The sequence below is a fragment of the Nocardia caishijiensis NBRC 108228 genome (genome assembly GCF_001612825.1).
GTDB lineage: Bacteria > Actinomycetota > Actinomycetes > Mycobacteriales > Mycobacteriaceae > Nocardia > Nocardia caishijiensis.
The window spans coordinates 1-24,254 of the sequence record NZ_BDBE01000018.1; the positions used below are offsets into that span (position 1 = coordinate 1).

Consider the following 24,254-nt stretch of genomic DNA (forward strand, 5'->3'; position numbering starts at 1 on the left):
AATGCTGTCATGGCGGACTCGAGTGGTTCGGGCTCTGTTGTGGGGGTGGATGATCGTGTCAGGGTCTGCGGCCTAAGCTGCAGGTTGCCGCCTTCGAGGTTTCGGGGGTGGTCGATTACGGCGAGCGCAGCGTTGCTCGGTTTCCGGCTGGTGGTCGGTCCGGGCAGGTGATGGAAGGGATGTCCCGTTCATGGTCAACGTCACCGATGGATTCGGGTCGAGCGTTCTCGGATATCCGCGGATCGGTCCGCACCGGGAACTCAAGCGCGCGCTGGAGTCGTACTGGCGTGGGGCGCTCGAGCGCGACGAGCTGCTCGCGGTAGGGCGCGACATCCAGGAGCGGCAGTTCGACGAGCTGGCCGCGACGGGCCTCACGCAGGTGCCGGGCAACACCTTCTCCTTCTACGACCACATCCTCGACAACGCGCTGCTGTTCGGTGCGGTGCCGTCGCGGTTCAAGCCACATCAGGAAGGCCTGCACCCGCTGGACTTCTACTTCCTGATGGCGCGCGGCAACCCAGACCTGCCGCCGCTGGAACTGGTGCGTTTCTTCGGCACCAACTACCACTACCGGCAGCCCGAACTCGACGCCGACTCCACGTTCTCGCTGCACCCGCAGGCCCTGCTCGACGAGTGGGACCGGGCGATGGCGCGCGGGATCGAACTGCGTCCGGTGGTGCTCGGGCCGGTGTCGTTGCTGCTGCTGTCCAAGGCGGGACAGGTGCCGGGTGAGGCGGAGTTCGACACGCTGAGCCTGCTCGACAGGCTGCTGCCGTTCTACGAGGAACTGTTCGAACTGCTCGCCAAGCGCGGGTCGACCTGTGTGCAGCTCGACGAACCCTGCTTCACCGGGGAGCAGTCCGACGCGGCGCTCGCGGCGTTCGAGAAGACGTATCAGCGGTTGTCGAAGGCGCCGCTGCGCCCGCGCATCCTGGTCACCGGCCAGTACGGTGATTTCGGTGAGGCGCTGCGGATCCTGGCGGCGAGCAATGTGGAGGCCATCGGGCTCGACCTGGCGTCCTACCGGATGACGCCCGAGGAACTGGCCGAGATCCCCGGCATTCGGCGCAAGCGGATCTACGCGGGCGTCATCAGCGGCACCAATGTGTGGCGCGCCGACCGTTACGTGACGCTGAACTACCTGAACTCGATCGCCGAGGTGTGCCCGGATCTGGTCGTGTCCACGGGTTCGACCCTGCTGCACGTGCCCTACGACGTGCTCGCCGAATACGACATCGAAGGAAACGTGGCCGACCGGCTCGCCTTCGCCAAACAAAAGGTGGGCGAGGTCGTTTCGCTCGCCAAGGCGCTCACCGAGGGTCCCTCGGAGAACTGGCGCAAGCGGCCGACCTCGGTGCATTTCAAGCAGAAGCACGCCGTGCGCCAGCGCGTGTACGCGATCACCCCCGACATGCGTGAACGGGTGCCCTACGCCGAGCGGGCCGTCGCCCAGCAGGAACGGCTGAACCTGCCGCTGGTTCCGGCGACGACGCTCGGGTCGTTCCCGCAGAGCGGCCGGTTGCGACAGGCACGGCACGAGGTGGCGGCGGGCCGGTTGTCGGAGCAGGACTACCGCAAGCAGGTCGAAGCCGAGATCGAGGCGACGATCCGGCTGCAGGAGGACATCGGCCTCGACGTGTTCGTGCACGGCGAGCACGAACGCAACGACATGATCCAGTTCTTCGCCGAACAGCTCGACGGCATGGCGACCACCCGCTTCGGCTGGGTGCAGGTGTACGGCTCGCGGTGCGTGCGACCGCCGATCATCTACGGCGACGTGGCGCGGCCCGCGCCGATGTCGGTCGACTGGACCAGCTACGCGCAATCGTTGACCGACCGGCCGGTGAAGGGCATGGTCACCGGGCCCGTCACGATGCTCGCGCGCTCGTTCGTCCGCCAGGATCAGCCGCTCTACGAAACGGCCGACCAGGTGGCGCTCGCCATTCGCGACGAGGTGGTCGACCTGGAGAAGGCGGGCATCGCCATCATCCAGGTCGACGAACCGGCCATCCGCGAGCTGCTGCCCGCGCGTCCCCAGGGTCGCGAGGAGTACCTGCGGTGGGCGGTCGCCGCGTTCAGGCTGGCTACCTCCGGCGTGCGCCCCGACACCCAGATCCACACCCACATCGGCTATTCCGGCCGCACCGAGGTGGTCGACGCGATCGAACAACTCGACGCCGACGTCACCGCGATCGTCGCCACCCGCTCGATCGAATGGGTCATGCAGGCCCTCACCGAAGACGTCGCCACCGGCCACGGCCTGAGCCACGGCGTGGGGCCCGGTGTGTACGAAAGCCGCTCGGCCCGCATCCCCGACATCGACGAACTCGACGAACTCCTCACCCAGGCGGCCGAAGCCGTTACACCGCAACGCCTCTGGGCCAATCCAGACGGTGGTCTGAAAACCCGCCACTACTGGCAGCTCGATCCGTCCCTGCGCAACATGGTCGCCGCGGCCCGCCGCGTGCGCCGCCGGGCATTGGCCGCGCTCGCGGAAGAAGCGGCCGCGAAGTAGCCCGAACCCGAAGGGGCGCACCACATCCGGTGCGCCCCTTCGTCATGTCGGCACCCGGTGCCAAAAATTACTGAATGGCAGCGCATCAGAGATCCCACCGACTAGAGTTCGCCCTCGGCAGGGTCGGGTGGGTCCAGGAGGGGCGCGGTGCTGGATCCGAACAATCATCAAGGCGCGTTCGGCGAGGACTACGTTCGGGTACTCGCCTCGGCGGCCGGATTGGTCTGGTCGACCGACAGCGTCGATGTCGATGGTGTCGACCTGACGATCAAGAAGCCAGGCAAGACACCGCACGGGTTTTCGCCACAGATATCAGTGCAGGTCAAAACGGTTTCGAGGCCGCGGTTTCAGCGGGGTCACCTGGTCTTCCCCGGCTTGACCCACAAACAGTTCAACCAGATCGCCGGTCCGGACTTCGCGACACCTCGGTATCTGTTCGCCATCCACGTGCCGCGGACGGCCGATCATTTCGCCGATGCCGTCACCGGTGCGATGACGCTGCGCCACTGCGGATACTTCTTGTCGCTGCGTGATCGCACCCGGTTCGCTGCCGACGACGCCAAGCGCACGGTGTCGGTGCACATTCCGCTCGGCAACATCCTCGACGTCGAGGCGCTGCGCTCGCTCGTCGCCGGAACGCCACGGTAGCCGCGATGGCGACGATGCCCCGGCACGAGGAGGTGACCGGGTATCTGCAAGCCCAGGGTTGGATACCGCAGGCACCGTGGGGTGGTGGCACGGTGTGGTCACACGGCGAGTTCGAGGTACTCGTGCCTGGTGGCGATGTGGTCGACTACCGCATCCGGATGCGTGAATTGGTCTTGTGTCTGGCCGATTTCGAGCAGCGGTCGCTGGATATCGTTGTGCGCGACATCGTCTCGGGTGGCGTCGACGTGATCGGCTACCGCGCGGGGCACGACGGTGACGAGATCTCGCTCGAAACCGGTGCCGCCGCGCTCGCCGCGCTGCGCTCGTTGCTGGCATCCTGCGTCGACCAGGCTGCCGAGCGGGAGATCGCGGCGTGGTCGATGCGCAGGTATGCCGTTGCCCAACTGCTGGCCGCCACCACGCTGCTGCCACACCGCGACTCCTTCGGGTTCGACGTATTTCTCGGCGGACCGGGCTCACGGCTGGGCCGCAGTTCGGCGGTCCGGCTGCTCGATGCCGCCGCGACCGTGCGCGAAGCCGCCGGCGGTGGGCACGGGTGGAGCGACGAAATCCGCCACGACACGATCGATGCTTTCGGTGCGCTCGGGTCAGCTGAGCAGCGTCCGATGCGTTTCGCACTCAGTTTTCACTGGTCGCGCCAAGTACCACGACCGGATGTCGTCGTCGAGTTTCCGCGTACGACAGTGGAGGGGTTGGGACAGGCTCTGAACGTCGCGGTGGCATCGTCGCCACCGCGGGACGCGGACGCCGACGCGGATATGGCCGAGCTCGCCGCTGTAGTCGATGGGACCGTCGTCGGTGTCGACAACGACGGGGCGCTCAAAGCGATTGTGCGAGGCGCACTCTGGGTCGGCGAGATCACCACCGGTCGGCAGCGACGCATCACCGTGCGCCTACGCACCGCGCAGGAATACGCCCGAGCCCTCACCGCGCACAGCTCCGGAGCGAGGGTGCGCGCCCGTGGGCTCTTCGACGGCAAACGGGACCTGCAGGTGTCCGAAAACGGATTCTTCGTCGACGGCGACGAATCGTGAGAGAACGGATCGAACATTGTCGGATGGGATGAGCCCCCGCGAGCTCGCGGTGCTGTTGACGTTGCTGGCGGAGGCGCGTGAACTCACCAACGTCGAGCTCTTTTCGGTGGCCGGGGTGACGCTGGACGGTGCGCCGAGGCGCAAGCTCAACGGGATGGGGTTGGTCACCAGTGAGAAGGTGGGGCGGGCGCTGGTGCACGAACTCACCGACCGAGGAGTTCAGTGGTGCACCGACGAGCTCACTCGCCCCCGTCCGCAGCAGGCCGGTTCGCACTACTGCGGAGCCCTGTACGCGATGCTCGCGGGTCTGCATCGACACCTCGACAGCACGGGACAACTGCTGACCGATGTGTTCCAGCCCGACGTGGCAGGCCAGATCACCAGGAAGTACACCGAACTCAGCGAAGGCAAGGAGCGGCAGGTCCGGCTCGCCGACCTGCGCGCGCAGCTGCCCCACGTTCCCCCGGAAGACTTTTCGGCGACCCTGCGGCGGCTCGCCCGGCGAGACGGCGTCCATGTCCGCGCGGAAGCCGACCGCAAGATGCTGTCCAGCGAAGACCATGCGGCCGCCGTGGAATTGGGTGGGACCGCCCGTCATCTGCTGACCATCGAGGCGGCACGATGAACGAACTGGAGAATCGCGCGCTCGCGCGGGTGCAGTTCAGTACCGCCCTGGGGCCGGACACGATCTGGCGCCCGCAGGCGCACCACGTGGAGGAATTGCACCGCGCGAAGTCCGCCGAGATCGCGCGGGCCATCGAGCTCGCGAAGGACCGGCCCGACGTATCGCCGACGGGTTTCATCCTCAACGGCGATCCAGGGGTTGGTAAGACGCACCTGCTCGGGTGGGTTCGCCAATATGTTCAAGATCCGGGCGTCGACGGCTTCTTCTTCATGCCGAAACTGCTCGACGGTGAATCATTCTGGGACGGCGCGGTGCACGGGGTGATGAACCGGCTGGCCGACGGCGACCAGTTGCGCAGGCTGCTCCTCGCGCTCGCGACCCGAGCAGGCAGCGACGCCGAGCGCAGGGCCCGCATCGCCGGACCGATGCAGCCGACAGCGGACGACATCGAGAGTTTCCTCGAGGATCTGTCGGTCCCGGAGCCGCGGCTGGTCTACGAATGCCGCGACACGCTGCGCGCCCTCATCCTGTTCCGCGCAGGCGGGAAACAGCGGTACGTCGGTGACTCCTTCCTAGTGTTGCGGCAACCGATCGACCCGGAAACCGCCGCTGAGTGGGGTTTTCGGCCCGGCCGCCGCAACGCGCAATTGATCTTCAACGATCTGATCAGCTTGTTCGCGGCCGCGGGCCCGGTGGTGATCGCGATCGACCAGATAGACGACGTCATGGCCAAGGGCGGGGCCGATCGAACCGCACATCTCGCCGACAGCTTGATGAAGCTGCGCGAAGAGACCATCCGAACGATCGTCGTCGTCGCCTGCATCCCCACGACCTGGGAATACCTGCGGACTCATGGAGTGGCCTCGGTCGAAGACCGCTTCAAGAATCTACAACTGGCGACCAGAATGCCCGGCAGCGCGGTGGCAGCCGCTGTGGTGGCAGGGCATCTGCGCGTGCTCTACGACGAGGTCGACTTCGTCCCGCCGACGCCGACTTGGCCCATCGGGCAGCAAGCCTTCGACGACGAAGAGGTGACGTTCTATTCGCCACGCAAGTTGCTTCAGCGAGTGGCCCAGCACGTCCAACTTTGTTTGGAACGCGGTGAGATTCGCGAGCTCCGCAGTTTCGCCGACATCGACGCGGCCGAACGTGCGCCCGAGCAGCTGCCACCTGCCGACCTGACGGCCTTCGACCGTCGCTTCGTGGCTCTGCGCGAGACCGCCGATGTCGCCGCCGCTCTCGACCCGGCCGAAGAAGACGAGATCATGGCCGAATTGCTGACGGCCGCCCTGCATTGCTTCGTGAACGAGCACCGCGACCGCGACGACCTGACCATCGACCCGGCCACCGGACGCGCGCTGCACGCCCGGTTGATTCGGACGGTCGATCCTGTCCTCGAAGAACAGGAGCACTGGAGCTTCCGGGCCGTCGGTCACACCCATCCCCGCGCGGTGCAGTCCAAGTTGCGCTCCGCAGTGCTCGAATCGGGTATCGGGCACTCGACCGGTGGTCGTCATCTGACGATCCTGCGCAATATCGCCTACTCCGCCGGGCCGATGACGCAGGAAATGCTCGATGATTTTCGCGCGGCGAACGGAGAGACCCTGCCGATCACCCATGACGACCTGCGTACCTTCACCGCCCTGCGTGAGCTGATGGCCGACCCGAAGCCTGGCTTCGCCACCTGGTTGGAGCAGCGCAAGCCCTCAGCGCAGACGCAACTGTTCCGGCGCATCTTCCGGGACCTGCCCGATCCGCGACGTGAGACGGTCGACGCACCACCGCCGACGGTGTCCGTCGATGGGAATGGACCGGTGCGCGGTCGCGGCCTCGAGCCTGCGGACTCGCGGTCCGAGGGGCCGACAATCGTGCTCGGGCGGGGACTCGTCGACGACGTGCTCTTCGATGTGCCGTTGGAGTTGTTGTGCAAGCACCTCGTGCTGTTTGCCAGCAGCGGGTCGGGCAAGACAGTCTTGCTGCGGCGATTGGTGGAAGAAGTGGCACTGCACGGTGTTTCGGCGATCGTGCTGGATGTGAACAACGACTTGTCGCGGCTGGGGGACGCATGGGAACAGCCGCCTGCCGCGTGGGGTTCCGGGGATGTCGAGAAGGCCGCGCGATATCTCGCCGAGACAGATGTGGTGGTGTGGACGCCGCGGCGGCAAACGGGACGACCGCTGATCCTCAATCCGCTGCCGGACTTCGCGGCGGTGCGCGATGACCTCGACGAATTGCGCACGGCGGTAGAAGTGGCGACCGCTGATCTACTGGTGCGGTCTGGTGTCTCGCGGGCGAAATCGAGGCACGCGCGGGCGGTTCTGGTGGAAGCTCTCACGCATTTCGCGCACTCGGGCGAGCCCACGCTCGAGGGGTTGATCGCGCTGCTGTCGGACCTACCCGACGGCGTGAGCCGGGTCCGCAACGCCGCCGCACTCGCGGCCGAACTGGCCGACGGGCTCACGGTTTCCATGATCAACGACCCGCTGTTCGGTGGCGACGGCGAACCCGTCGACCCCGGTGTACTGCTCACCCCGGCCCCTGGCAAGCGGGCACGGGTGTCGGTCATCAGCTGTGTCGGTTTGCCCGATGACGATCAGCGCGCCATGTTCATCAGCCAACTCCAGGTGGCTCTGTTCACCTACTTCAAAACTCATCCGGCCGGTGATCGTCCGCTCGGCGCCCTGCTTGTCCTCGACGAGGCGCAGATGCTCGCCCCCTCGGGCAAGAGCACCCCCGCCTCGGCAAGCACCCTGATGCTCGCCGCCCAAGCCCGCAAGTACGGGCTCGGCATTGCCTACGCCACCCAGGCACCGAAAGGCCTGGACAACAAGGTCGTCGGCAATACCGCGATCCAGTTCTTCGGGCGATTGGGAACGGCGGCACAGATCCAGGCGGCGAAGGGGATCGCCGCCACCTGGGGCGGGAATGTGGACGATGTCGGTCACCTGAAAACCGGCCAGTTCTACGGTGCCAGCGAAGGACGGTCCTTTCGGAAGCTGGCCACCCCGCTGTGCCTGAGCCACCATCCACCCAGCCCGCCGACCGAAACCGAAGTGCTCGAGCGTGCCCGTCGCACCCGCGAGCAGCTGTAGCTCGGGGTCAGTGGCTCAACGCCGACACCACGAACATCGCGCCCACTCCGAGGAGGGTGAGGAAGAGGGTGAGGCGGGAGGGGTGTTCGGCGTGGGCCTCGGGGAGGATGTCGGCGGTGGCGAGGTAGAGGAGGAAACCGGCGAAGTAGCCGAGGTAGAGGCCGATCCATTGGTCGGGGACGTGGATGAGTGTGCCGAGGATGGCGCCTACCACCGGGGCCAGGGCGTCGAGGGCCAGGAGGGTGATGGCGCGTTTGCGGGCGTGGCCGTAGAGGGTGGGGATGGTGAAGGTGTTGAAGCCGTCGGCGAAATCGTGGCAGATGACCGCGATGGCAACCGACAGGCCGACGGTGGCGCCCGCCTGGTAGCCGATGCCGATGCCGAAACCGTCGAGGGTGCTGTGGAAGATCAGGCCGAGCGCGGCCAGCAGGCCGACCGATTCGAAACCGTGGTGGTGTGAACCGAATTCGTCCTCGTGGCCGGTGTGGATGGCGACGGCGCGTTCGATGACGTGCAGGCTCAGGAAGCCGACGACCGCCGCGATCAGCGCGACCGGCACACCGAACACCTCGTCGGGTGACTGTTCGAGGGCCTCGGGGATCAGGTCGAAGGCCACCAGCCCGAGCATCACCCCGGCGGCGAGACCGAGGACGAGGTGCTTGCGGTCGCCGATGCGCATGGCGACGAAACCGCCGAAGAGGGTGGACAGCATGGAGACCACGGACAACAGGATTGCCATGGTGCGGGCCTATTCGTCGGCGGGGCGGTGGGTGTCGGCCGGTGGTTTCGGGCGGGATCTGGGGAACCAGTGGCGCTTCTGTTTCGCCGGTTGCTCGGCTTCCTCGGTCACCTGGTAGCGGCGGATGTAGGCCCCGGCGAAGCCCTGCAGGGTGGCGGTGACCGGGATCGCGAGCAGGGCGCCGGTCGGGCCAAGTAGTGCGGCGCCCGCGATCACCGCGCCGAACGCCACCGCCGGGTGCATGTCGAGGGTGGTCGCGGTGATTCTCGGTTGCAGGACGTAGTTCTCGAACTGCTGGTACGCCACGATGAACAGCAACACCCACAGGGCGCTGATCGGGTCGTGCACCAGCGCGACGAGCACGGGCAGGGCCCCGGCGAGGTAGGTGCCGACGGTCGGGATGAACTGTGAGACCACACCCACCCACAGGGCCAGTGCGAACGCCGACGGTACGTCGAACACGCGCAGCGCCACGTAGTGCGCGATCGCCGAACACAGGGCGAGGAGGGCACGTGAGTAGATGTAGCCGCCGGTTTTCTCCACCGCGATGTCCCAGGCGCGCAACACGTGTTTCTGCTGGCGCGGCGGCAACAGTGAACACACCCAGGTGCGGAAACGTGGCCCGTCGGCGGCGAAATAGAAGGTGAACAGCAGCACGCCGAGCGACTGGAACAGCGCGCCGATCGCGACCGTGCCGATGCCCCAGACGTTTCCGGCGAGACCGACGAGGTAGCCCTCGATGGTCGAGCTCCACTCGGTGGCGTACTTGGTGAGATCGGCGCCGGAGAGGTTCTGGTCGAAGGTGCGGTTGATCCAGTCGACCAGGTCCTGGATATAGCCGGGGGCGTTCTGCACGAGCATGGTGACCTGGTCGATGAGCAGGGCGCCGAGCGTTCCGAAGAACGCGACCATCACCACCAGCACGACGAGGAACACCGCCCCGGTCCCGGCACCTCGCGGAATGCCGTGCCTGGCAAGCCAGTTCACCGCCGGTTCGATGGCGAAGGCCAGGAACAGCGACACCAGCAGGATGGTGAGCAACCCCTGCAACTTGCCGAGCACCCAGAAACCGGCGATCAGGACGACGATCGCCAGGGTGGTGTAGAGCAGGGCGCGCGGCACCCAGCGGGGTGGGGTCCGCACCGTCCAGGTGATCGGCAGGGCGCCCACCGTGGTCGGTGCGTCCGGTGAGGTGTCGTCGGCCACGCCGATCACGGTACTCGCCGGTGGGTGCCGGACCAGCTCAGATCGAGGCGGTGTCGATCACGAAGCGGTACTGCACATCGCTGGCGACGACCCGGTCGTAGGCGGAATCGATGTCGTCGGCGGAGATGAGTTCGATTTCGGCGCCGATCCCGTGCGCGGCACAGAAATCCAGCATCTCCTGGGTCTGGGCGAGCCCGCCGATCATCGAACCCGCCAGCGAACGACGGTACGCGGCGAGGTTGCGACCGGTGACGGTCATCGGGTTCTCGGGCAGGCCGAGGATCACCAGGGTGCCGTCGAGGGCGAGCAGTCGCAGGTAGCTGTCGATGGGCAGATCGGCGGAGACGGTGTTGATGATGAGGTCGAATTCGCCGCGCAACCGGCGGAAGGTTTCCTTGTCGGAGGTGGCGTAGTAGTTGGTGGCGCCCATGCGCAGGCCGTCGTCGCGTTTGCGCAACGACTGGCTCAGTACCGTCACCTCGGCTCCGAGCGCGGCGGCGATCTTCACGCCGATGTGTCCGAGCCCGCCCATGCCGATGATCGCGACCTTCTTGCCCGGACCGGCACCCCAGTGCCGCAACGGCGAGTACAGGGTGATGCCGGCACACAGCAGCGGTGCGGCGACATCGAGGCCGATGCCATCGGGAATGCCGACGACGAACCGCTCGTCGACGACGATGTGGGTGGAGTACCCGCCCATGGTGTACCCGCCGGGCTGGTCTTCCTCGGCGACCGGGGAGTTGTAGGTCCAGGTGGCGCCCTTGGCGCAGTACTGCTCCTCACCGGCCAGGCACGGTGCGCACTTGCCGCACGAATTCACCAGGCAGCCGACGCCGACGCGGTCGCCGACCCGGTACTTGCGCACCGAGGAGCCGACCGCGCTGACGATGCCCGCGATCTCGTGGCCGGGCACGCAGGGATACCGCGCCCCGCCCCACTCGTTGCGGGCGGTGTGGATGTCGGAGTGGCAGATACCCGCGAATGCGATGTCGATCGCGACATCGTCGGGCCCGAGCGCACGGCGTTCGATCGTGACCTTCTCGAAGGAACCGTCGGCGGCGGGCAGGGCGTAGGCGGCAGCGGTGCTCATGGGTATATGCCTACCGCCGCATACGAGGTTTGCCAACCGCCGCGCCCCGGATGTCGACCGGGCCGGACGCGAGCCGGGGGACAATGAAGGGATCGGCCCGCGAGAGAGGACGTGCGCGTGCAACGTGGATCACGGGTGCTCATGGCGCTGGTCGTCGCGCTGCTCGCCCTGGGCGGTGTCCTCGGGTATCGCGGGGAACTGGGGTTCGAGCGGACCGCACCGCAGGAATTCGTCGCGGCCACGCCCGCGCCCGTCCCCCTGGACCCGGGGCTCGTCGCCGCGCAGGTGCAGCCGGTGCTGGTCAACATCTCGGTGGACGCGAACCGGTTCGGCACCGCCGCCGCCGGGTCGGGCATCGTGCTCACCGCGGACGGCCAGATCCTCACCAGCCACCACGTCATCAAGGGCGCCGAAGCGGTGTCGGTGACCGATATCGGCACGGGGCAGCGCTACCCCGCCACCGTGCTCGGCTACGACTCGGGCACCGATGTGGCCCTGTTGGCGCTGGTCGGGGCGTCGGGGTTGCCGACCGCGCGGATCGGTTCCTCGGCCGGACTCCGCATACGTCAGGACGTGCTCGCGATCGGTGACGCGGGCGGCGACGGTGGCGCGCCGACCTCGGTGGCCGGGCCGATCACCGATCTGGACGCCAGCATCGTCGCGATGAACTCCGCGGATCTGAGCCGCAAGTCGCTGCGGGGGATGGTGGAGATCGCGGCACCGGTGGTCGGTGGGCAGTCGGGTGGGGCGCTGGCCGACGGCACGGGCGCGGTGGTCGGCGTCATCACCGCGGCCTCCGGCGATCGCGGCGAGCAGGACCGGCAGCCCAAACCCGCGCACGGTTACGCGGTGCCCATCGACACGGCCATGGGGATCGTGGCCCAGATCCGCTCGGGGACACCGACCGACACCGTGCACATCGGCCCGACCGCCACCCTCGGCGTGCAGATCGTCGACGCGAAACCGGCGGGCGCGCGGGTGGACTGGGCTTTCTTCGGGCAACCGGCCCGGGCCGCCGGGATCAGCGACGGTGACGTGGTCACCGCCGTCGACGGCGCATCGGTCACCACCGCGCGGGCGCTGAGTGTGGCCATCGGCAGGCGCAAACCCGGCGACGTGGTCCGCCTCGACGTCACCGCGCCCGACGGCACCACCCGGGTGGTCGAGGTGGTGCTTGCCGAGGGCACACCCAATTAGACCTTGCTCAGCCAGTAGTCCTGGAACTTCAGGAACATCAGCAGCAGCACCACGGCGTAGAACACCACGACCAGCGTCCAGCGCCACTCGGCGAGGATCCCCATCGGGCCACGCGCGCCACCCCAGGTCTCCTGGGTGGCCACCGCGAACAGCACCGGCACCGCCACCCATACCACCATGCAGTACGGGCACAGCGCGTTGATCCGGTACAGGCTCTGGAAGATCAGCCAGCAGATCGCGACGACGCCGAGAACCGTGCCGACCCAGAGCGAACCCCAGATCCAGCGCGGGAATCCCACACCGACCACCGAGAGCACACCCAGGGTCACCACCACCGAGAACCCGACGATGCCGATGATCGGATTCGGGAACCCGAACACCGCGGCCTGCTGGGTCTGCATGATCGAACCGCACGACAGCACCGAGTCGAAATTGCACGACGCCATGTAGGTGGGATCGGTGAACAGCTTGAACCGTTCGACGGTGAGCGTGCACGACGCCAGCCACCCGGCCAGCCCCGCGATCAGCAGCAGCCAGCCCGAGCGTGCCGACGGGGTGATCACTTGGCCGCGTCGGCGATCACGGACGCCAGACCGTCCTCGGTGTAGACGGCGTCGCTCTCGATCAGCTGACCGTTGACGAACACCGACGGCGTGCCCTTCAAACCGCTGCTCAGCACAGTCTGGGTGGTCTTCGCGAGGGTGTCGGCCATGGCCTTGTCGTTGATGCAGGTGGCCACCGCGGGGTCGGTGTAGCCGGTCTCGGTGGCGATGGCCACGAGCTGCTCGTTGCTCAGGCCCGCGCCGCCCTCGGCGGGCTGACGGTGGAACATCAGCTGCAGCCAGGTGGGGAACTTGTTCGCGTCCGACCGGGCCACACAGTAGGCGGCGTTGCCCGCGCGCGAGGAGTACTGGTTCGTCGAGACCTTGTCGAGGAAGGAGATGACCTGGTACTCGACCGAGGCCGTGCCGTCGGCCGCGGCCTGGGCCAGGGCGAGACCGTTGGCGGATTCGAACTGCTTGCAGGCCGGGCACTGCAGGTCGGCCACCACGCGCACCTTCACCTTGGCGTCCGGATTGCCGATCAGCACGCTGCCGGACGGCGTGACCGTGCCGACGGTGGCGGGCAGGGCGGGCAGTCCCTCGGCCGCCGAGGAACCGCTGCCGCCGCTGGTGTCGGAATCGGAGTTCATGGCGATCCCGACGCCGATCGCCACGACCAGCGCCACCAGCACCGCCGCGACGCCCGCCTGGATCGCCCGCTTGCGCTTCTTGTCGGCGGCCTCGGCCGCCGCGAGAGGGTTCTTGCTGCCCGTGCTCACCGTTGTCACACGCCTTTCGCTCGTCTGCTGCCCATCATGCGGGCCGAACCTGAGAGTTTGTTCAAAGACAAGATCAGGACTGATCGAGCAGACGCAGCTGCTCGGCCACGTCGAAACCGGCCTTCGGCCAGTCGAGCCCGAGACCGGTGAGCGCGTCGATCAGCAGTTCGGTGACAGCCAGCCGCGAATACCACTTGTGATCGGCGGGCACCACGTACCACGGAGCGTAATCGGTATTCGTGCGATCCAGAATGGCCTGATAGGCCTTCTGGTACTCGGGCCAGAAGGCCCGCTCGGTGATGTCGGCGGGGCTGAACTTCCAGTACTTGTCCGGCCGTTCCAGGCGGGCGCGCAGCCTGCGCTTCTGTTCGTCGAGGGAGACGAACATGGCGACCTTGACGATGGTCGTCCCGGCGTCGGCGACTTCCTTCTCGAAGGCGTTGATCTGGTCGTAGCGCTGCTCCCATTCGGACTGCGGCACCAGGTCGTGCACCCGCACCACCAGCACGTCCTCGTAGTGGGAGCGATCGAAGACGCCGAGCTGACCGGGCGTGGGCACGCGCTTGCGGATACGCCAGAGGAAGTCGTGGGCCTTCTCCTCCTCGGTCGGCACCCCGAAGGAGGCGTGGTCGACACCCTGCGGGTCGACCGAACCGATCACGTGCCGCACGATGCCGCCCTTACCGGCGGTGTCCATGCCCTGCAGGATGAGCAGCACCTTGCGGTCACCGCCGGTGCGTCCGTGCGCGAACAGCTTCTCCTGCAGCACCGAGAGCAACTCGCCGCGTTCGGGCAGCATCGCCTTGCCCAGTTGCTTGCCGCCGATGAACCCGGGCGTGGCCGAGGTGTCGATGTCGGCCACGCGCAGCCCGTCGGCGCGCAGGGCGGTGGTGACGGGTTCGGTCCACAGTTTCGCCATCAGCCATGCCTACCACTAGTCGCGGCGGGTCTGCCAGCACGCCACCCCGGCGGGGTCGGCGATCTCGGGCCGGTGCACGTACACCGGGTCCGCGCCCGCGCGGCGCTGGGCGTGGTAGTCGGCGAGCAGCCGGACCGCCACCGCGCCGAGCGGCAGGATCGCGGTGAGGTTGACCAGTGCCATCACGCCCATGAACACGTCGGCCAGGTTCCAGATCAGCGCCACCGAGCCGAGCGCGCCGCCGAACACCGCGCACAGCACCAGCACGCGGAACACGGTGAGCAGGCGCGGATGGTCGGTGATGAACTCGATGTTGGAGCGGCCGTAGTAGAAATTGCCGATCATCGAGCTGAACGCGAGCATGAAAACCACCGCGGTGAGCACGTGCCCGGCCCAGCTACCGAGGGTGGTGTGCAGCGCGGTCTGGGTGAGGTCGGCGCTGTGGCGTTCGGACAGGTCCGGGTCGCTGGTCAAGATGATGAACGCGGTGATCGAGCACACCAGCAGCGTGTCGAAGTAGACCCCGAGCGACTGCACGAGGCCCTGCTTCACCGGATGCGAGACATCGGCCGCCGCGGCGGCATTGGGGGAGGAACCGAGACCGGCCTCGTTGGAGAACATGCCGCGCCGGATGCCCTGGGTGACGGCGACGCCGATACCGCCACCGACCACTTCGCGCAGCCCGAACGCACCGCCGACGATATCGGCGAGCACCCGGGGCAGATCGGAGAAGTTCAACGCGACCACCGCGATGCCGAGCAGCAGGTACACCATCGCCATCACCGGAACGAGCACCTCGGTGATGCGACTGATCCGGCGCACCCCACCGAAGATCACCACGCCGAGCAGCAGCACGAGGAGCAGGCCGACCAGCGCGGGGAACCAGTCGCCGTCGAGCGCCGACAGGGAGGCGCGGCTGGTCGCGACGATGGTGTTGGCCTGCACGGCGTTGAAGACGAAGCCGAAGGTCACTGTGATGACGACGGCGAAGATCAACCCCTGCCAACGGCGGCGCAATCCATATTGCATGTAGTAGGCCGGTCCGCCACGGAAGGTGCCCGGCTCGTGTTCGGGTCGCTTGTACAGCTGGGCGAGGGTGGACTCGACGAACGCCGATGCCGCACCGAGGGTGGCCATCGCCCACATCCAGAACACCGCGCCGGGCCCGCCGACACTGATCGCGGTGGCTACCCCGGCGATATTGCCGGTGCCGACCCGCGCCGCCGCCGAGATGCTGAACGCGCCGAACGCCGACACCGACCGTTTGCCGTCGGCGGCGGGCGTGCCCTTTTCGGCCACCACCCGGAACATCTCCGGCAGCAACCGCAACTGCACCACCCCGCTGCGCGCGGTGAAGTACACGCCGGTGACGATCACCAACGGGATCAGCAACCAATTCCAGAACACCGAGTTGATGTCGACGATCACCGAATTCAGCGTGTCCATGCCCGGCACGCTACCGCCGGGCTACCGCGCCGGAGGATCAGGCGGGGCGCGTCGCTTCGACGTATTGCATGAAACGGTGCACGCGCTGGGTGATTTCGGTGAGCCCGGAGGTGGCGAACAGCGTCGGGAAGGTGTCCCGGTCGAACAGCCGGAGGCCGCTGACCCCGGCGGCCAGGGTGCTCGCCTTGCCCAAGAGGTTGTCCTCGCGGTAGCTGGTGGTGATGGCGATGCGCCCGCCGGGAGCGAGGACGCGGATCATCTCGCGGGCGGCGGCGATCGGATCGGGAATCAGGTACAGGGCGCCGAAACAGCAGACCGCGTCGAAGGTTTCGTCGGCGAAGGGCAGGGTGCGGGCGTCGCCGCGCACGTAAGCGACGCGCGGGCCCGCGTTGTCGGCGGCGGCGCGCGCCAGCATCGGCGCGGAGTAGTCCAGGCCGGTGACGAAACCGTCGCCGGTGAGGTGCTCGCTCAGGTAGTGCGTGAAATTGCCTGGGCCGCAGGCCAGGTCGAGCACCTTCTCGGGACCGCCGAGGCGCAGCGAGCGCACCGCGTCGCGCCGGTCGTCGCCGGTGGTGCGGCCGCTGGCCAGGTAGAACAGGGTGGGACGCCAGGCGTGCTCGTAGATCGCCGCGAGCGCGGGCGCGTTCATGGCTTTGCGGGCCAGGTTCACTGTCGTGCGACCTCGATCGTCATGCCCGCCGCGCGCAGTCGCTCGGTGAGCGCCTCGCCCATGGCGGAGGCGGGGGTGAGCACACCCGCGCGCTCGGGCAGTTCGTCGAAGGCCAGGCACAGGCCGCTCTGGCCGAGCAGTACGGCGGTGGCCTGGTAGCCGGGGTCGCCCGTGCCGGAGAACGTGGCCTGGTACTTGGCGCCGGAACTGGTGTGGGCGAAGGTCTTCATGGTGAACCAGCCGCTGCGGCGGGCCTTCTCGCTCGGACCGGTGCCCGGCTCGGGCAGGATGCGATCGAGCAGCTTGCGGCCGAGCGACACTCGCGAGAGCAACGCGCCCGAGGTCATCCCGGCCACGATGCCGCCCGCGATACCGGCCGCGACCAGCGGTGCGGTGGCCGAGGTGCCCGCGTTCATCACCTCGCGGTAGCGGAACTGCTTACCGTAGGGCCAGCCGAGCAGACCGTTGCTGCGGCGGACCACCTTGGTGTTGTGCGAGGCCATGATGAAGGTGGTGACCCAGCCGCGCAGGCTCGCATCGATGCTGTCGGCCCGGGCGAGCCCCTGGTCGCTCTGCCGACCGACCTCGGGATCCATGCTACGGTCGGGGCTCAGCGAGTACGGGTGGGCCAGGATCTTGGCGCGCCGGGAGTCGGCGGCGATGTCTTCCATCATGGCCCGGCCGGAGTCGATGGTTCCGCCGCTCATCCCACCCTTGAGGTAGGCGACGAGCGTGGTGTCCTCCAGCTCGCCGGTGTTGTCGGCGACGGTGGCGCGGTAGATCTCGTACACGCTCAGATCCGACGGAATCGAGTCGTAGCCACAGGAATTCACGATCTTGGCGCCGGAGTCGACGGCGGTCCGCTCGAACTGCTCGATCGCGTCGTGGATGAACAACGGTTCGCCGGTGAGGTCGGCGTAGTGGGTGCCCGCCGCGGCGCAGGCGCCGAGCAGCGGCATGCCGTAGCGCAGGTACGGGCCGACCGTGGTGACGACGACCTTGGTGCGCTCGGCCATCGCCGCGAGCGAGGCCGGGTCGGTCGAATCGGCGACGACGAGTTCCCACTTCACGGCGGCGGGGCCGAGTTCTTCGCGCACGGCGGCGAGCTTGTCGCGTGAACGGCCCGCCAGCGCGATCTTCGCGGTGGCGGGGGCGGCGGTGAGCAGGTACTCGGCGGTGAGTTTGCCGACGAAGCCCGTGGCACCGAACAGGATCAGGTCGAACTCGCGGTCTTGCGGCACGGAGGAGCCTTTCATCGGGTGGTCGCATTGCGGGCGCGCGTCTTCTTCACCGGTTTCGGTGGATGGGTGCGGAGCCAATCATGATGGGCGATACCCAACTCGGTGATCGGCGGTTCGTCGTAGAGCCATTCGCGGGCGATCGAATGCCAGTTGTTGGTCGCGTCGAGCTGACCGAGCATGCCGAAGGTGAGGAAGTCGGCGCGCCGCGAGAACAGGTGCTCGGGCGGCAGATTCTGCTGCTTCATCCCGGTGAACTCGCTGGCCCTCGGGTCGACGGCGAGCAGGAACGCGCCGCTGGCCAGCTCCGGGGTGATGGTGAGGACCTCGTCGACCAGACACCACTCCGAGGCGGCGAGCACGTACTCGAGGCATTCCTCGGCGCCGATCTCGTCGGGCGAATCGATCACGCCGCGGTCGATCATCAGCTGGCGCAGGTCTTCCGACCGTTCCTCGGCCGCCGCGCGGAGGCACAGCTTCTCGAAGTGCACCAGTTTCGGGTCCATCCGGTTGAACAGGCCGAAGTCGAGGAACGCCACCCGACCGTCGGGCGCGAGCAGCACATTGCCCGGATGCGGGTCACCGCAGAACTCGTTGAACGTGAACAGCGAACCCACGTAGAACCGGTAGACGATCTCGCCGATGCGGTCGCGCTGCTCGGCGGGCAGGGCGCGCATCTCGTCGAAACCGATGCCGTCGACGAACTCGCTCACCAGCACGCGGGTGGTCGACAACTCGGGCACGGCCGCCGGAACGGAGATGAACGGGTGCTCGCGGTAGAGGTGCGCGATCTCGCTCTGCGTGGCCGCCTCGGCCCGGTAGTCGAGTTCGGCCTCCATGTTGAGTTTCAGCTCGTCGAGCACGGCGGGGGTGATCCACGGCATGGCCGAGGCCAGCACCCGGCGGAACATGGTGAGGTTCTTCAGATCCGCGCGCACCGCCACGTCGACGCCCGGGTACTGCACCTTCACCGCGACCCGCCTGCCGTCGGCGAGGGTGGCGCGATACACCTGGCCGATCGAGGCGGCGGCGATCGGCTCGGGGTCGAATTCGGCGAACACCTCGTCCAGCGGACGGCCGTAGTCCTGCTCGATCACCGTGCGCATGTTGTCGAACGACACCGTTGGGGCCGCGTTGCGCAACACGGCGAGGCGCTGTTGGAAACGCTCGCGATGATCTTCGGGAACCAGGTCGAGGTCGAGGACCGACATCATCTGGCCGAGCTTCATCGCCACGCCCTTCATGGTGCCGAGCACCATGACCACCTGCTCGGTGGTGCGGATCATCGACTCCTCGGCCATCTTCGCCCGCACGGCCTCGGACCTGCCACGCATCGACAGCCGGGTCTTCTTGGAACGGATGACCGAACTCGCCGCCACCGCCCCCAGCTTCGTGCCGCGGGCAAGCCGGGATGTCGGCACGTTCTTCGCCATCGAGGTACCTCCGTTGGTGCCGACGTGCACGGCGCCGGGCGCCTGTCGGCGCACAGCGACCTCGCGGTGACACAAGCCACAGCGTCCCGCTCGGTTCAGCGTAACCAACCGAGCGGTGATGTCGAGCCCGGGACGGTCGAAAAGGCTATCGAGGCTGGTCAGGACTCCGGAACGGTGGGCAGGACGTGTACCTGCTCGGTGAAGACGGCGGGCGAACCGCCCGCGCGGGCGATGCCCTCGATGGCGCTCCAGGCCATCATCGTGAGGTAGTCGATGACGTCCTGTCGTGGCATGGCCTTGTCGGTGGTCGTCCACCAGTGGGTGGCCAGTTGGATGCCGCCGACCAGCACGTACGACCACAGCATCGCGCCGTCGGTGCGGACACCCTTGGCTCCGGCCCGGTCGATGAGCACGGCGGTGACGACCTCGGCGAAGAGGCGCTCGAACTCGGCGAGCGAGGCGTTGTCGCCGCTGCCGTTGTGCATGATGAACCGGTAGACCTCGGGGTCGTCGTCGACGGTTCCGACGTATTCGGTCATCGCGGCGCGCACCAGTTGGTACTCGTCGGCGTCGAGGTTGATGGCGCCGTACACGCGCGGCAGCAGTGTGGTCTCGATGAAGCGCTGCATGGTGGCGTGCACCAGGTCGTTCTTGTCGGCGAAGTACCGGTACAGCACGGTCTTGGACACGCCGATCTCGGCGGCGATCTCGTCCATGCCCGCCTGGGCGCCGCGCACCCGGATGGCCTGCAGTGTGCCGTCGACGAGCTCCTCGCGCCGGTCGATCTTGTGCTGGCGCCACCGCCGCTTGCGGCCGTCGACGGGGCCGGTGCCGCGCATGGCGGCACCACGACCGGTCTGCTCGCCGAGCTCGACAAGGTCTTCGGTGGACAGGACAGCCCCCTTGCGATCGATGTGGCGTCTCTCCCGATACAGCTTAGGCCTGCCGATGTGGGGTGGCGCTCGTTTAGGCCACGTTGGGGGATTTACCACAGGGCGGCGTCGGCATGGCGGCATTTCGCACAGCAGAATGGGGCCATGGAGAAATCTCCCGGCAACACGGCGGTGCTCACGCCGCGTACCGCACCGGCGCAGCCCGCCGGGTTCGCGGACCTGACCGACGAGGCGGGCAAACGACGCGACCTGTTCAAGATGAAAGCCCTGGCCACAGGCTTCCTGCTGGTGGCGACGGTGATCTATCTGCTGTGCCGCTGGCTCGAGTCACGCGGCGACGGCGGCGCCTGGGTGGGTTATGTACGCGCGGCCTCGGAAGCGGGCATGGTCGGTGCCCTGGCCGACTGGTTCGCGGTGACCGCGCTGTTCAAGCACCCGCTCGGGTTGCCCATCCCGCACACGGCGATCATCCGCAAGAAGAAGGATCAGCTCGGCGAGAGTCTCGGCGCGTTCGTCGGCACCAATTTCCTCGCTCCCGATGTGGTCTCGGCGCGGCTCGACGCGGCCCAGATCTCGCTGCGCGTCGGTCGGTGGATGGCCACCCCGGCCAACGCGGCCCGGGTGGCGCAGGAGAGTTCGACCATCCTGACCGCCGTGGTCGGGGTACTGCGCGACGAGGACGTCGAGCAGATCATCGACAACACCATCGTCAAACGCATCGCCGAACCGCAGTGGGGTCCGCCGCTGGGCCGGGTGCTCTCGGAGCTGATCGCCGACAACCGGCAGCTGCCGCTGATCGATCTGCTTGCCGAGCGGGCGCATCAATGGGCGCTCGGTTCGCAGGAGACGATCGACCGGATCGTGCTGCGGGACGCGCCGCAGTGGGCGCCGAAATTCGTCAACACCTTGCTTTCGGAACGGATCTACCGGGAATTGGTGGAATTCACCTGGAAGGTGCGTTCGGACCCCGACCACGAACTGCGGCTGGCCGCCACGCGATTCCTGCAGGATTTCGCCGACGACCTGCAGCACGACGAGGCCATGATCGCCAAGGCCGAAAAGGTGAAGGCCGAGATCATGGGCCGCGAACAGATCACCGGAATGGCGGAGGCCACCTGGCGTGCGGCGAAGCGACTGATTCTCGAGTCGGCGAACGACCCCGATTCCACGCTGCGGCGCAAAGTGGCGGAGAATGTGCAACAGCTGGGCGAACAGTTGCGTGACGATCCGGCGACGCGCGGCAAGGTCGACGGGTGGATCGACCGGGGGGCGCGCTATCTGGTCGGTAACTACGCCGCCGAGATCTCGACACTGGTGACCGATACGGTCGCGCGCTGGGATGCCGACGAGGCGAGTAGGAAGATCGAATTGCAGGTGGGCCGGGATCTGCAATTCATCAGGATCAATGGCACGGTCGTCGGTTCGCTGGCGGGCCTGGTGATCTACACCATCTCGCAGCTGCTGTTCCACTGACTCCGGGTGTTCGCCCGGCGGCTGCTAACTGTAGTGCTTGCAAGAGCTAGCACCCTGACCTAGTATTGACCGTACAACGCCAGAAGGTGAGTGATGGCAGACCAGCCCGAGAACCGAGTGGTACACGCTGCTCAAGATATCGGAGGGTTCATCAGGTCCCAGCGCGAAGCAGCGCAGGTGTCCCTGCGTCAACTTGCCGCCCTGGCGGGGGTGAGTAATCCGTACCTGAGTCAGATCGAACGCGGATTACGTAACCCCTCCGCCGAAGTACTCGCGCAGATCGCGAAGGCGCTGCGGGTTTCTTCGGAGGTGTTGTATGTGCGGGCCGGATATTTGGAACAGCGCCCGCACAGCCCGGTCCGGGACGCCCTGCTGGCGGACACTTCGGTGACCGAACGGCAGAAACAGGTGTTGCTGGAAATCTATGAGTCGTTTCGCCGGGAAAACGGGGAAGAAACCGGCTCAGGGGGGAACGAACGGGACAGCGACGTTTCGTTCACGACAATTGACACTCCGCCACACCAGGAGAGCGAAGACTGATGACCGAGAAGACCGCTACCGTGACCAAGCCGCTGTTCGCCACCGTCGGCGCCGGTGATGCCATCTACACCGCCGTGAACGAGGTGGTCGCCGACGTCCGTGAGCGCGTCGCCACCACCGATGCCAAGGCCCGTGTCGAAGAGGCCCGCGAGCGTATCGCCAACGTGCCCGCCGACGTGCAGGCCCAGTTCGACAGCATCCGTGAGCGCCTCGCCGGTCTGCCCTCGGAGCTGCCGGAGGACCTCGCCGAGCTGCGTGAGAAGTTCACCCCGGAGGAGCTGCGCAAGCTGGCCGAGCAGTACTACCGCCAGGCCCTCGACATCTACGCCGACCTCGCCGTGCGCGGTGAGGAGACCGTCGAGCGGCTGCGTGCCAACGAGGCCGTCGACGAGCAGATCGGTCGCGTGGAGTCGCTGTACAAGGACGCCTCCACCCGCGCCGAGGAAGCCCTGGCCAAGGTCAACGACCTGCTCGGCCGTGGCAAGGAAGAGGCGCAGGCCGCTGCCGCCGAGGCCGCCGCTGTGGTCGAGGCCGAGGTCGTCGCGGTGACCGACGAGCCCGCTCCGGCCAAGGCCCCCGCCGCCAAGAAGGCCCCGGCCAAGAAGGCCCCCGCGAAGAAGGCCGCCCCCAAGAAGGCGTAACTCTTCAGCGCGCGCAGCGGCCCCGCACACCCCTGGTGTGCGGGGCTGCTGTTCGTATGATGGGGGAGTGAATGTGGTGCATGGAGTGACGGGGATGATTTTGCTGGTCCTGTGGCTGGCAGCTTTCGGCGCGACGGTGTTCGCGCTGATCCATGCCGTGCGTCAGCGGCCGGACGCGTTCACCGCTGTGGACAAGATGACCAAGCCGATCTGGCTGGCGATCCTGGCGGGCGCGCTGGTGTTCCTGCTGCTGGGGATCAGCGGGTTCGGCATGCTCACCTCGTTCATCGCCATCATCGCGACCGGTGTGTACCTGGCCGATGTGCGGCCGAAGGTCGACGAGGTGCAGCGCGGGCCGCGCTGGTAGATCGCGCCCGACCCCTCGCGGTCGACCGCTCCCGGTGTTACTGTTTCTATGAGTAACACAAAGGAGTGTGTCGATGCGCGCAATGCTGCCCGCGGCCGTGAACGATCTGGTCGATACCGTGACCACCAGGATCAAGGCCGGACTGGCTGCCCACCGGGCCGATCTGCGGACCCGGACCCACGGCGTGGCGGCCTTCGATCCGCCGACGGTCCCGCACGAGGTGATCCCGGTGGTCACCGCCGACGGCGCCCGGCTGCGCGTGCACGCCTACGGCCCGGTCGACGCACCCGTCATCGTGTTCGCCCACGGCTGGACCTGTTCCATCGAATACTGGAACGCCCAGATCAACGCCTTCGCGGGCGAATACCGCGTGATCGCCTACGACCAGCGCGGCCACGGTGAGAGCACCAACGGCTACGCGCGCCCGAGCACCGACCTGCTCGCCGACGACCTGTGCGACGTGCTCGACGCGGCCCTGCTGCCCGGCCAGCGCGCGGTGCTCGTCGGCCACAGCATGGGCGGAATGACGCTCATCGCGTGGGCCGGTCGCTACCCCGAGCGGGTCGCCGAGCAGGCCGCCGCCGTGCTGCTCACCAACACCGGCGCGCACTCGCTGGTCGAGGTGTCGACCATGGTTCCCGGCCTGAACAAGCCGCTGCGGTTGCTGCGCGGCCGGGCCCTGCCCTCGCCCGACTGGCTCGGCAAGCTCATCCTCGGCACCCCCGTGGTGTTCCCGCCGATCGCGCCCGTGCGCTGGATCTTCGCCCGTCAGGTGATGACTCTCGACACGACCCCGGAGAAGCTGAGCTACGCCCTGTCGGTGGTGCGCGCATGCCCGATGATGACCCGGTCCCGCTACGGCCTGCTGCTGGCCGCGCTGCACCTGGGCGACGCCGCGAGCAACTTCACCGTGCCGACCACCGTGCTCGCCGGTGACCGCGACGACATGACCCCGGCCATCCACGCCGAGCGCCTCGCCGAGCTGTTGAGCAAGGCGGGCACGCTGGCGAAGTTCACGGTGCTACCCACCGGGCACCTGGGCAATGTGGAGCGCTACGACCTGTTCAACCGGGAGTTGCGCGAAGTACTCGCCGCCGTCCGCGAGCCCGCCCGCGCCTACGCCTGAGGGCCTGCGAGGATGAGGGG

General features: G+C 67.5%; 22 protein-coding genes. 11 read left to right on the forward strand and 11 right to left on the reverse strand.

What is annotated here, in order from left to right:
* Positions 1 to 190: 190 nt before the first annotated feature.
* The 5 genes from metE (at position 191) to NC7_RS04715 (ending at position 7,935) form a co-directional block, all read left to right on the forward strand.
* On the forward strand, positions 191 to 2,515 hold the full coding sequence (metE, locus tag NC7_RS04695) for a 5-methyltetrahydropteroyltriglutamate--homocysteine S-methyltransferase (RefSeq protein ID WP_067979342.1): 2,325 nt from the start codon (positions 191 to 193) through the stop codon (positions 2,513 to 2,515).
* Positions 2,516 to 2,662: 147 nt separating this feature from the next.
* Positions 2,663 to 3,163, forward strand: a complete 501-nt coding sequence (locus NC7_RS04700) for a DUF4365 domain-containing protein (protein WP_067979344.1) — start codon at positions 2,663 to 2,665, stop codon at positions 3,161 to 3,163.
* A 5-nt stretch (positions 3,164 to 3,168) separates the two neighbouring features.
* A complete protein-coding gene (locus NC7_RS04705; RefSeq protein ID WP_067979347.1) occupies positions 3,169 to 4,218 on the forward strand; it encodes a hypothetical protein in 1,050 nt (349 codons plus the stop codon).
* A 28-nt stretch (positions 4,219 to 4,246) separates the two neighbouring features.
* Positions 4,247 to 4,843 (forward strand): hypothetical protein, encoded by a 597-nt coding sequence (locus NC7_RS04710; RefSeq protein WP_067979351.1) that lies wholly within the window; start codon positions 4,247 to 4,249, stop codon positions 4,841 to 4,843.
* Positions 4,840 to 7,935, forward strand: a complete 3,096-nt coding sequence (locus NC7_RS04715; RefSeq protein WP_067979352.1) for an ATP-binding protein — start codon at positions 4,840 to 4,842, stop codon at positions 7,933 to 7,935. The genes NC7_RS04710 and NC7_RS04715 overlap by 4 nt, the downstream gene beginning before the upstream one ends.
* Before the next feature lie 7 nt (positions 7,936 to 7,942).
* Here NC7_RS04715 and NC7_RS04720 read toward each other — a convergent pair whose 3' ends face one another.
* From NC7_RS04720 to NC7_RS04730, 3 genes are read right to left on the reverse strand one after another with little or no spacing between them, the layout of a single operon-like run.
* On the reverse strand, positions 7,943 to 8,674 hold the full coding sequence (locus tag NC7_RS04720) for a ZIP family metal transporter (protein WP_067979355.1): 732 nt from the start codon (positions 8,672 to 8,674) through the stop codon (positions 7,943 to 7,945).
* A 9-nt stretch (positions 8,675 to 8,683) separates the two neighbouring features.
* Complete coding sequence (locus NC7_RS04725; protein WP_236573122.1) at positions 8,684 to 9,880, reverse strand: AI-2E family transporter; 1,197 nt, start codon at positions 9,878 to 9,880, stop codon at positions 8,684 to 8,686.
* Positions 9,881 to 9,917: 37 nt separating this feature from the next.
* Complete coding sequence (locus NC7_RS04730; protein ID WP_067979359.1) at positions 9,918 to 10,970, reverse strand: NAD(P)-dependent alcohol dehydrogenase; 1,053 nt, start codon at positions 10,968 to 10,970, stop codon at positions 9,918 to 9,920.
* Between the two features lie 117 nt (positions 10,971 to 11,087).
* Between NC7_RS04730 and NC7_RS04735 the strand changes: the two genes are divergently transcribed.
* Positions 11,088 to 12,167, forward strand: a complete 1,080-nt coding sequence (locus tag NC7_RS04735; protein WP_236573121.1) for a S1C family serine protease — start codon at positions 11,088 to 11,090, stop codon at positions 12,165 to 12,167.
* Here NC7_RS04735 and NC7_RS04740 read toward each other — a convergent pair.
* From NC7_RS04740 to NC7_RS04775, 8 genes are all read right to left on the reverse strand, one after another.
* On the reverse strand, positions 12,164 to 12,730 hold the full coding sequence (locus NC7_RS04740; RefSeq protein WP_067979362.1) for a vitamin K epoxide reductase family protein: 567 nt from the start codon (positions 12,728 to 12,730) through the stop codon (positions 12,164 to 12,166). The genes NC7_RS04735 and NC7_RS04740 overlap by 4 nt on opposite strands.
* Positions 12,727 to 13,488: a DsbA family protein gene (locus NC7_RS04745; RefSeq protein WP_236573120.1), complete on the reverse strand. Its 762-nt coding sequence runs from the start codon at positions 13,486 to 13,488 to the stop codon at positions 12,727 to 12,729. The genes NC7_RS04740 and NC7_RS04745 overlap by 4 nt, the downstream gene beginning before the upstream one ends.
* A 73-nt stretch (positions 13,489 to 13,561) precedes the next feature.
* Entirely contained in the window at positions 13,562 to 14,407 is an 846-nt protein-coding gene (locus tag NC7_RS04750) for a polyphosphate kinase 2 family protein (protein ID WP_067979367.1), read from the reverse strand.
* 15 nt (positions 14,408 to 14,422) lie between these two features.
* Entirely contained in the window at positions 14,423 to 15,853 is a 1,431-nt protein-coding gene (locus tag NC7_RS04755) for an alanine/glycine:cation symporter family protein (protein ID WP_067979370.1), read from the reverse strand.
* Positions 15,854 to 15,890: 37 nt separating this feature from the next.
* Positions 15,891 to 16,523, reverse strand: a complete 633-nt coding sequence (locus tag NC7_RS04760) for a class I SAM-dependent methyltransferase (protein WP_067979373.1) — start codon at positions 16,521 to 16,523, stop codon at positions 15,891 to 15,893.
* Positions 16,520 to 17,779, reverse strand: a complete 1,260-nt coding sequence (locus tag NC7_RS04765; RefSeq protein WP_067979376.1) for a saccharopine dehydrogenase family protein — start codon at positions 17,777 to 17,779, stop codon at positions 16,520 to 16,522. The genes NC7_RS04760 and NC7_RS04765 overlap by 4 nt, the downstream gene beginning before the upstream one ends.
* Entirely contained in the window at positions 17,776 to 19,194 is a 1,419-nt protein-coding gene (locus NC7_RS04770) for an ABC1 kinase family protein (protein WP_067979442.1), read from the reverse strand. The genes NC7_RS04765 and NC7_RS04770 overlap by 4 nt, the downstream gene beginning before the upstream one ends.
* A gap of 158 nt (positions 19,195 to 19,352) precedes the next feature.
* Complete coding sequence (locus tag NC7_RS04775; protein ID WP_067979379.1) at positions 19,353 to 20,033, reverse strand: TetR/AcrR family transcriptional regulator; 681 nt, start codon at positions 20,031 to 20,033, stop codon at positions 19,353 to 19,355.
* 198 nt (positions 20,034 to 20,231) lie between these two features.
* Between NC7_RS04775 and NC7_RS04780 the strand changes: the two genes are divergently transcribed.
* The 5 genes from NC7_RS04780 (at position 20,232) to NC7_RS04800 (ending at position 24,234) form a co-directional block, all read left to right on the forward strand.
* Positions 20,232 to 21,560 (forward strand): DUF445 domain-containing protein, encoded by a 1,329-nt coding sequence (locus tag NC7_RS04780; protein ID WP_067979382.1) that lies wholly within the window; start codon positions 20,232 to 20,234, stop codon positions 21,558 to 21,560.
* A 93-nt stretch (positions 21,561 to 21,653) separates the two neighbouring features.
* Positions 21,654 to 22,100, forward strand: coding sequence for a helix-turn-helix domain-containing protein (locus NC7_RS04785; protein ID WP_067641944.1), 447 nt, complete (start codon positions 21,654 to 21,656; stop codon positions 22,098 to 22,100).
* Positions 22,100 to 22,741 (forward strand): heparin-binding hemagglutinin, encoded by a 642-nt coding sequence (locus NC7_RS04790; RefSeq protein WP_067979385.1) that lies wholly within the window; start codon positions 22,100 to 22,102, stop codon positions 22,739 to 22,741. Before NC7_RS04785 ends, NC7_RS04790 begins: the two co-directional genes overlap by 1 nt.
* Positions 22,742 to 22,835: 94 nt before the next feature.
* Positions 22,836 to 23,108, forward strand: a complete 273-nt coding sequence (locus NC7_RS04795) for a DUF2516 family protein (RefSeq protein ID WP_067485839.1) — start codon at positions 22,836 to 22,838, stop codon at positions 23,106 to 23,108.
* Positions 23,109 to 23,181: 73 nt separating this feature from the next.
* Positions 23,182 to 24,234: an alpha/beta fold hydrolase gene (locus NC7_RS04800; protein ID WP_067979443.1), complete on the forward strand. Its 1,053-nt coding sequence runs from the start codon at positions 23,182 to 23,184 to the stop codon at positions 24,232 to 24,234.
* Positions 24,235 to 24,254: the final 20 nt, after the last annotated feature.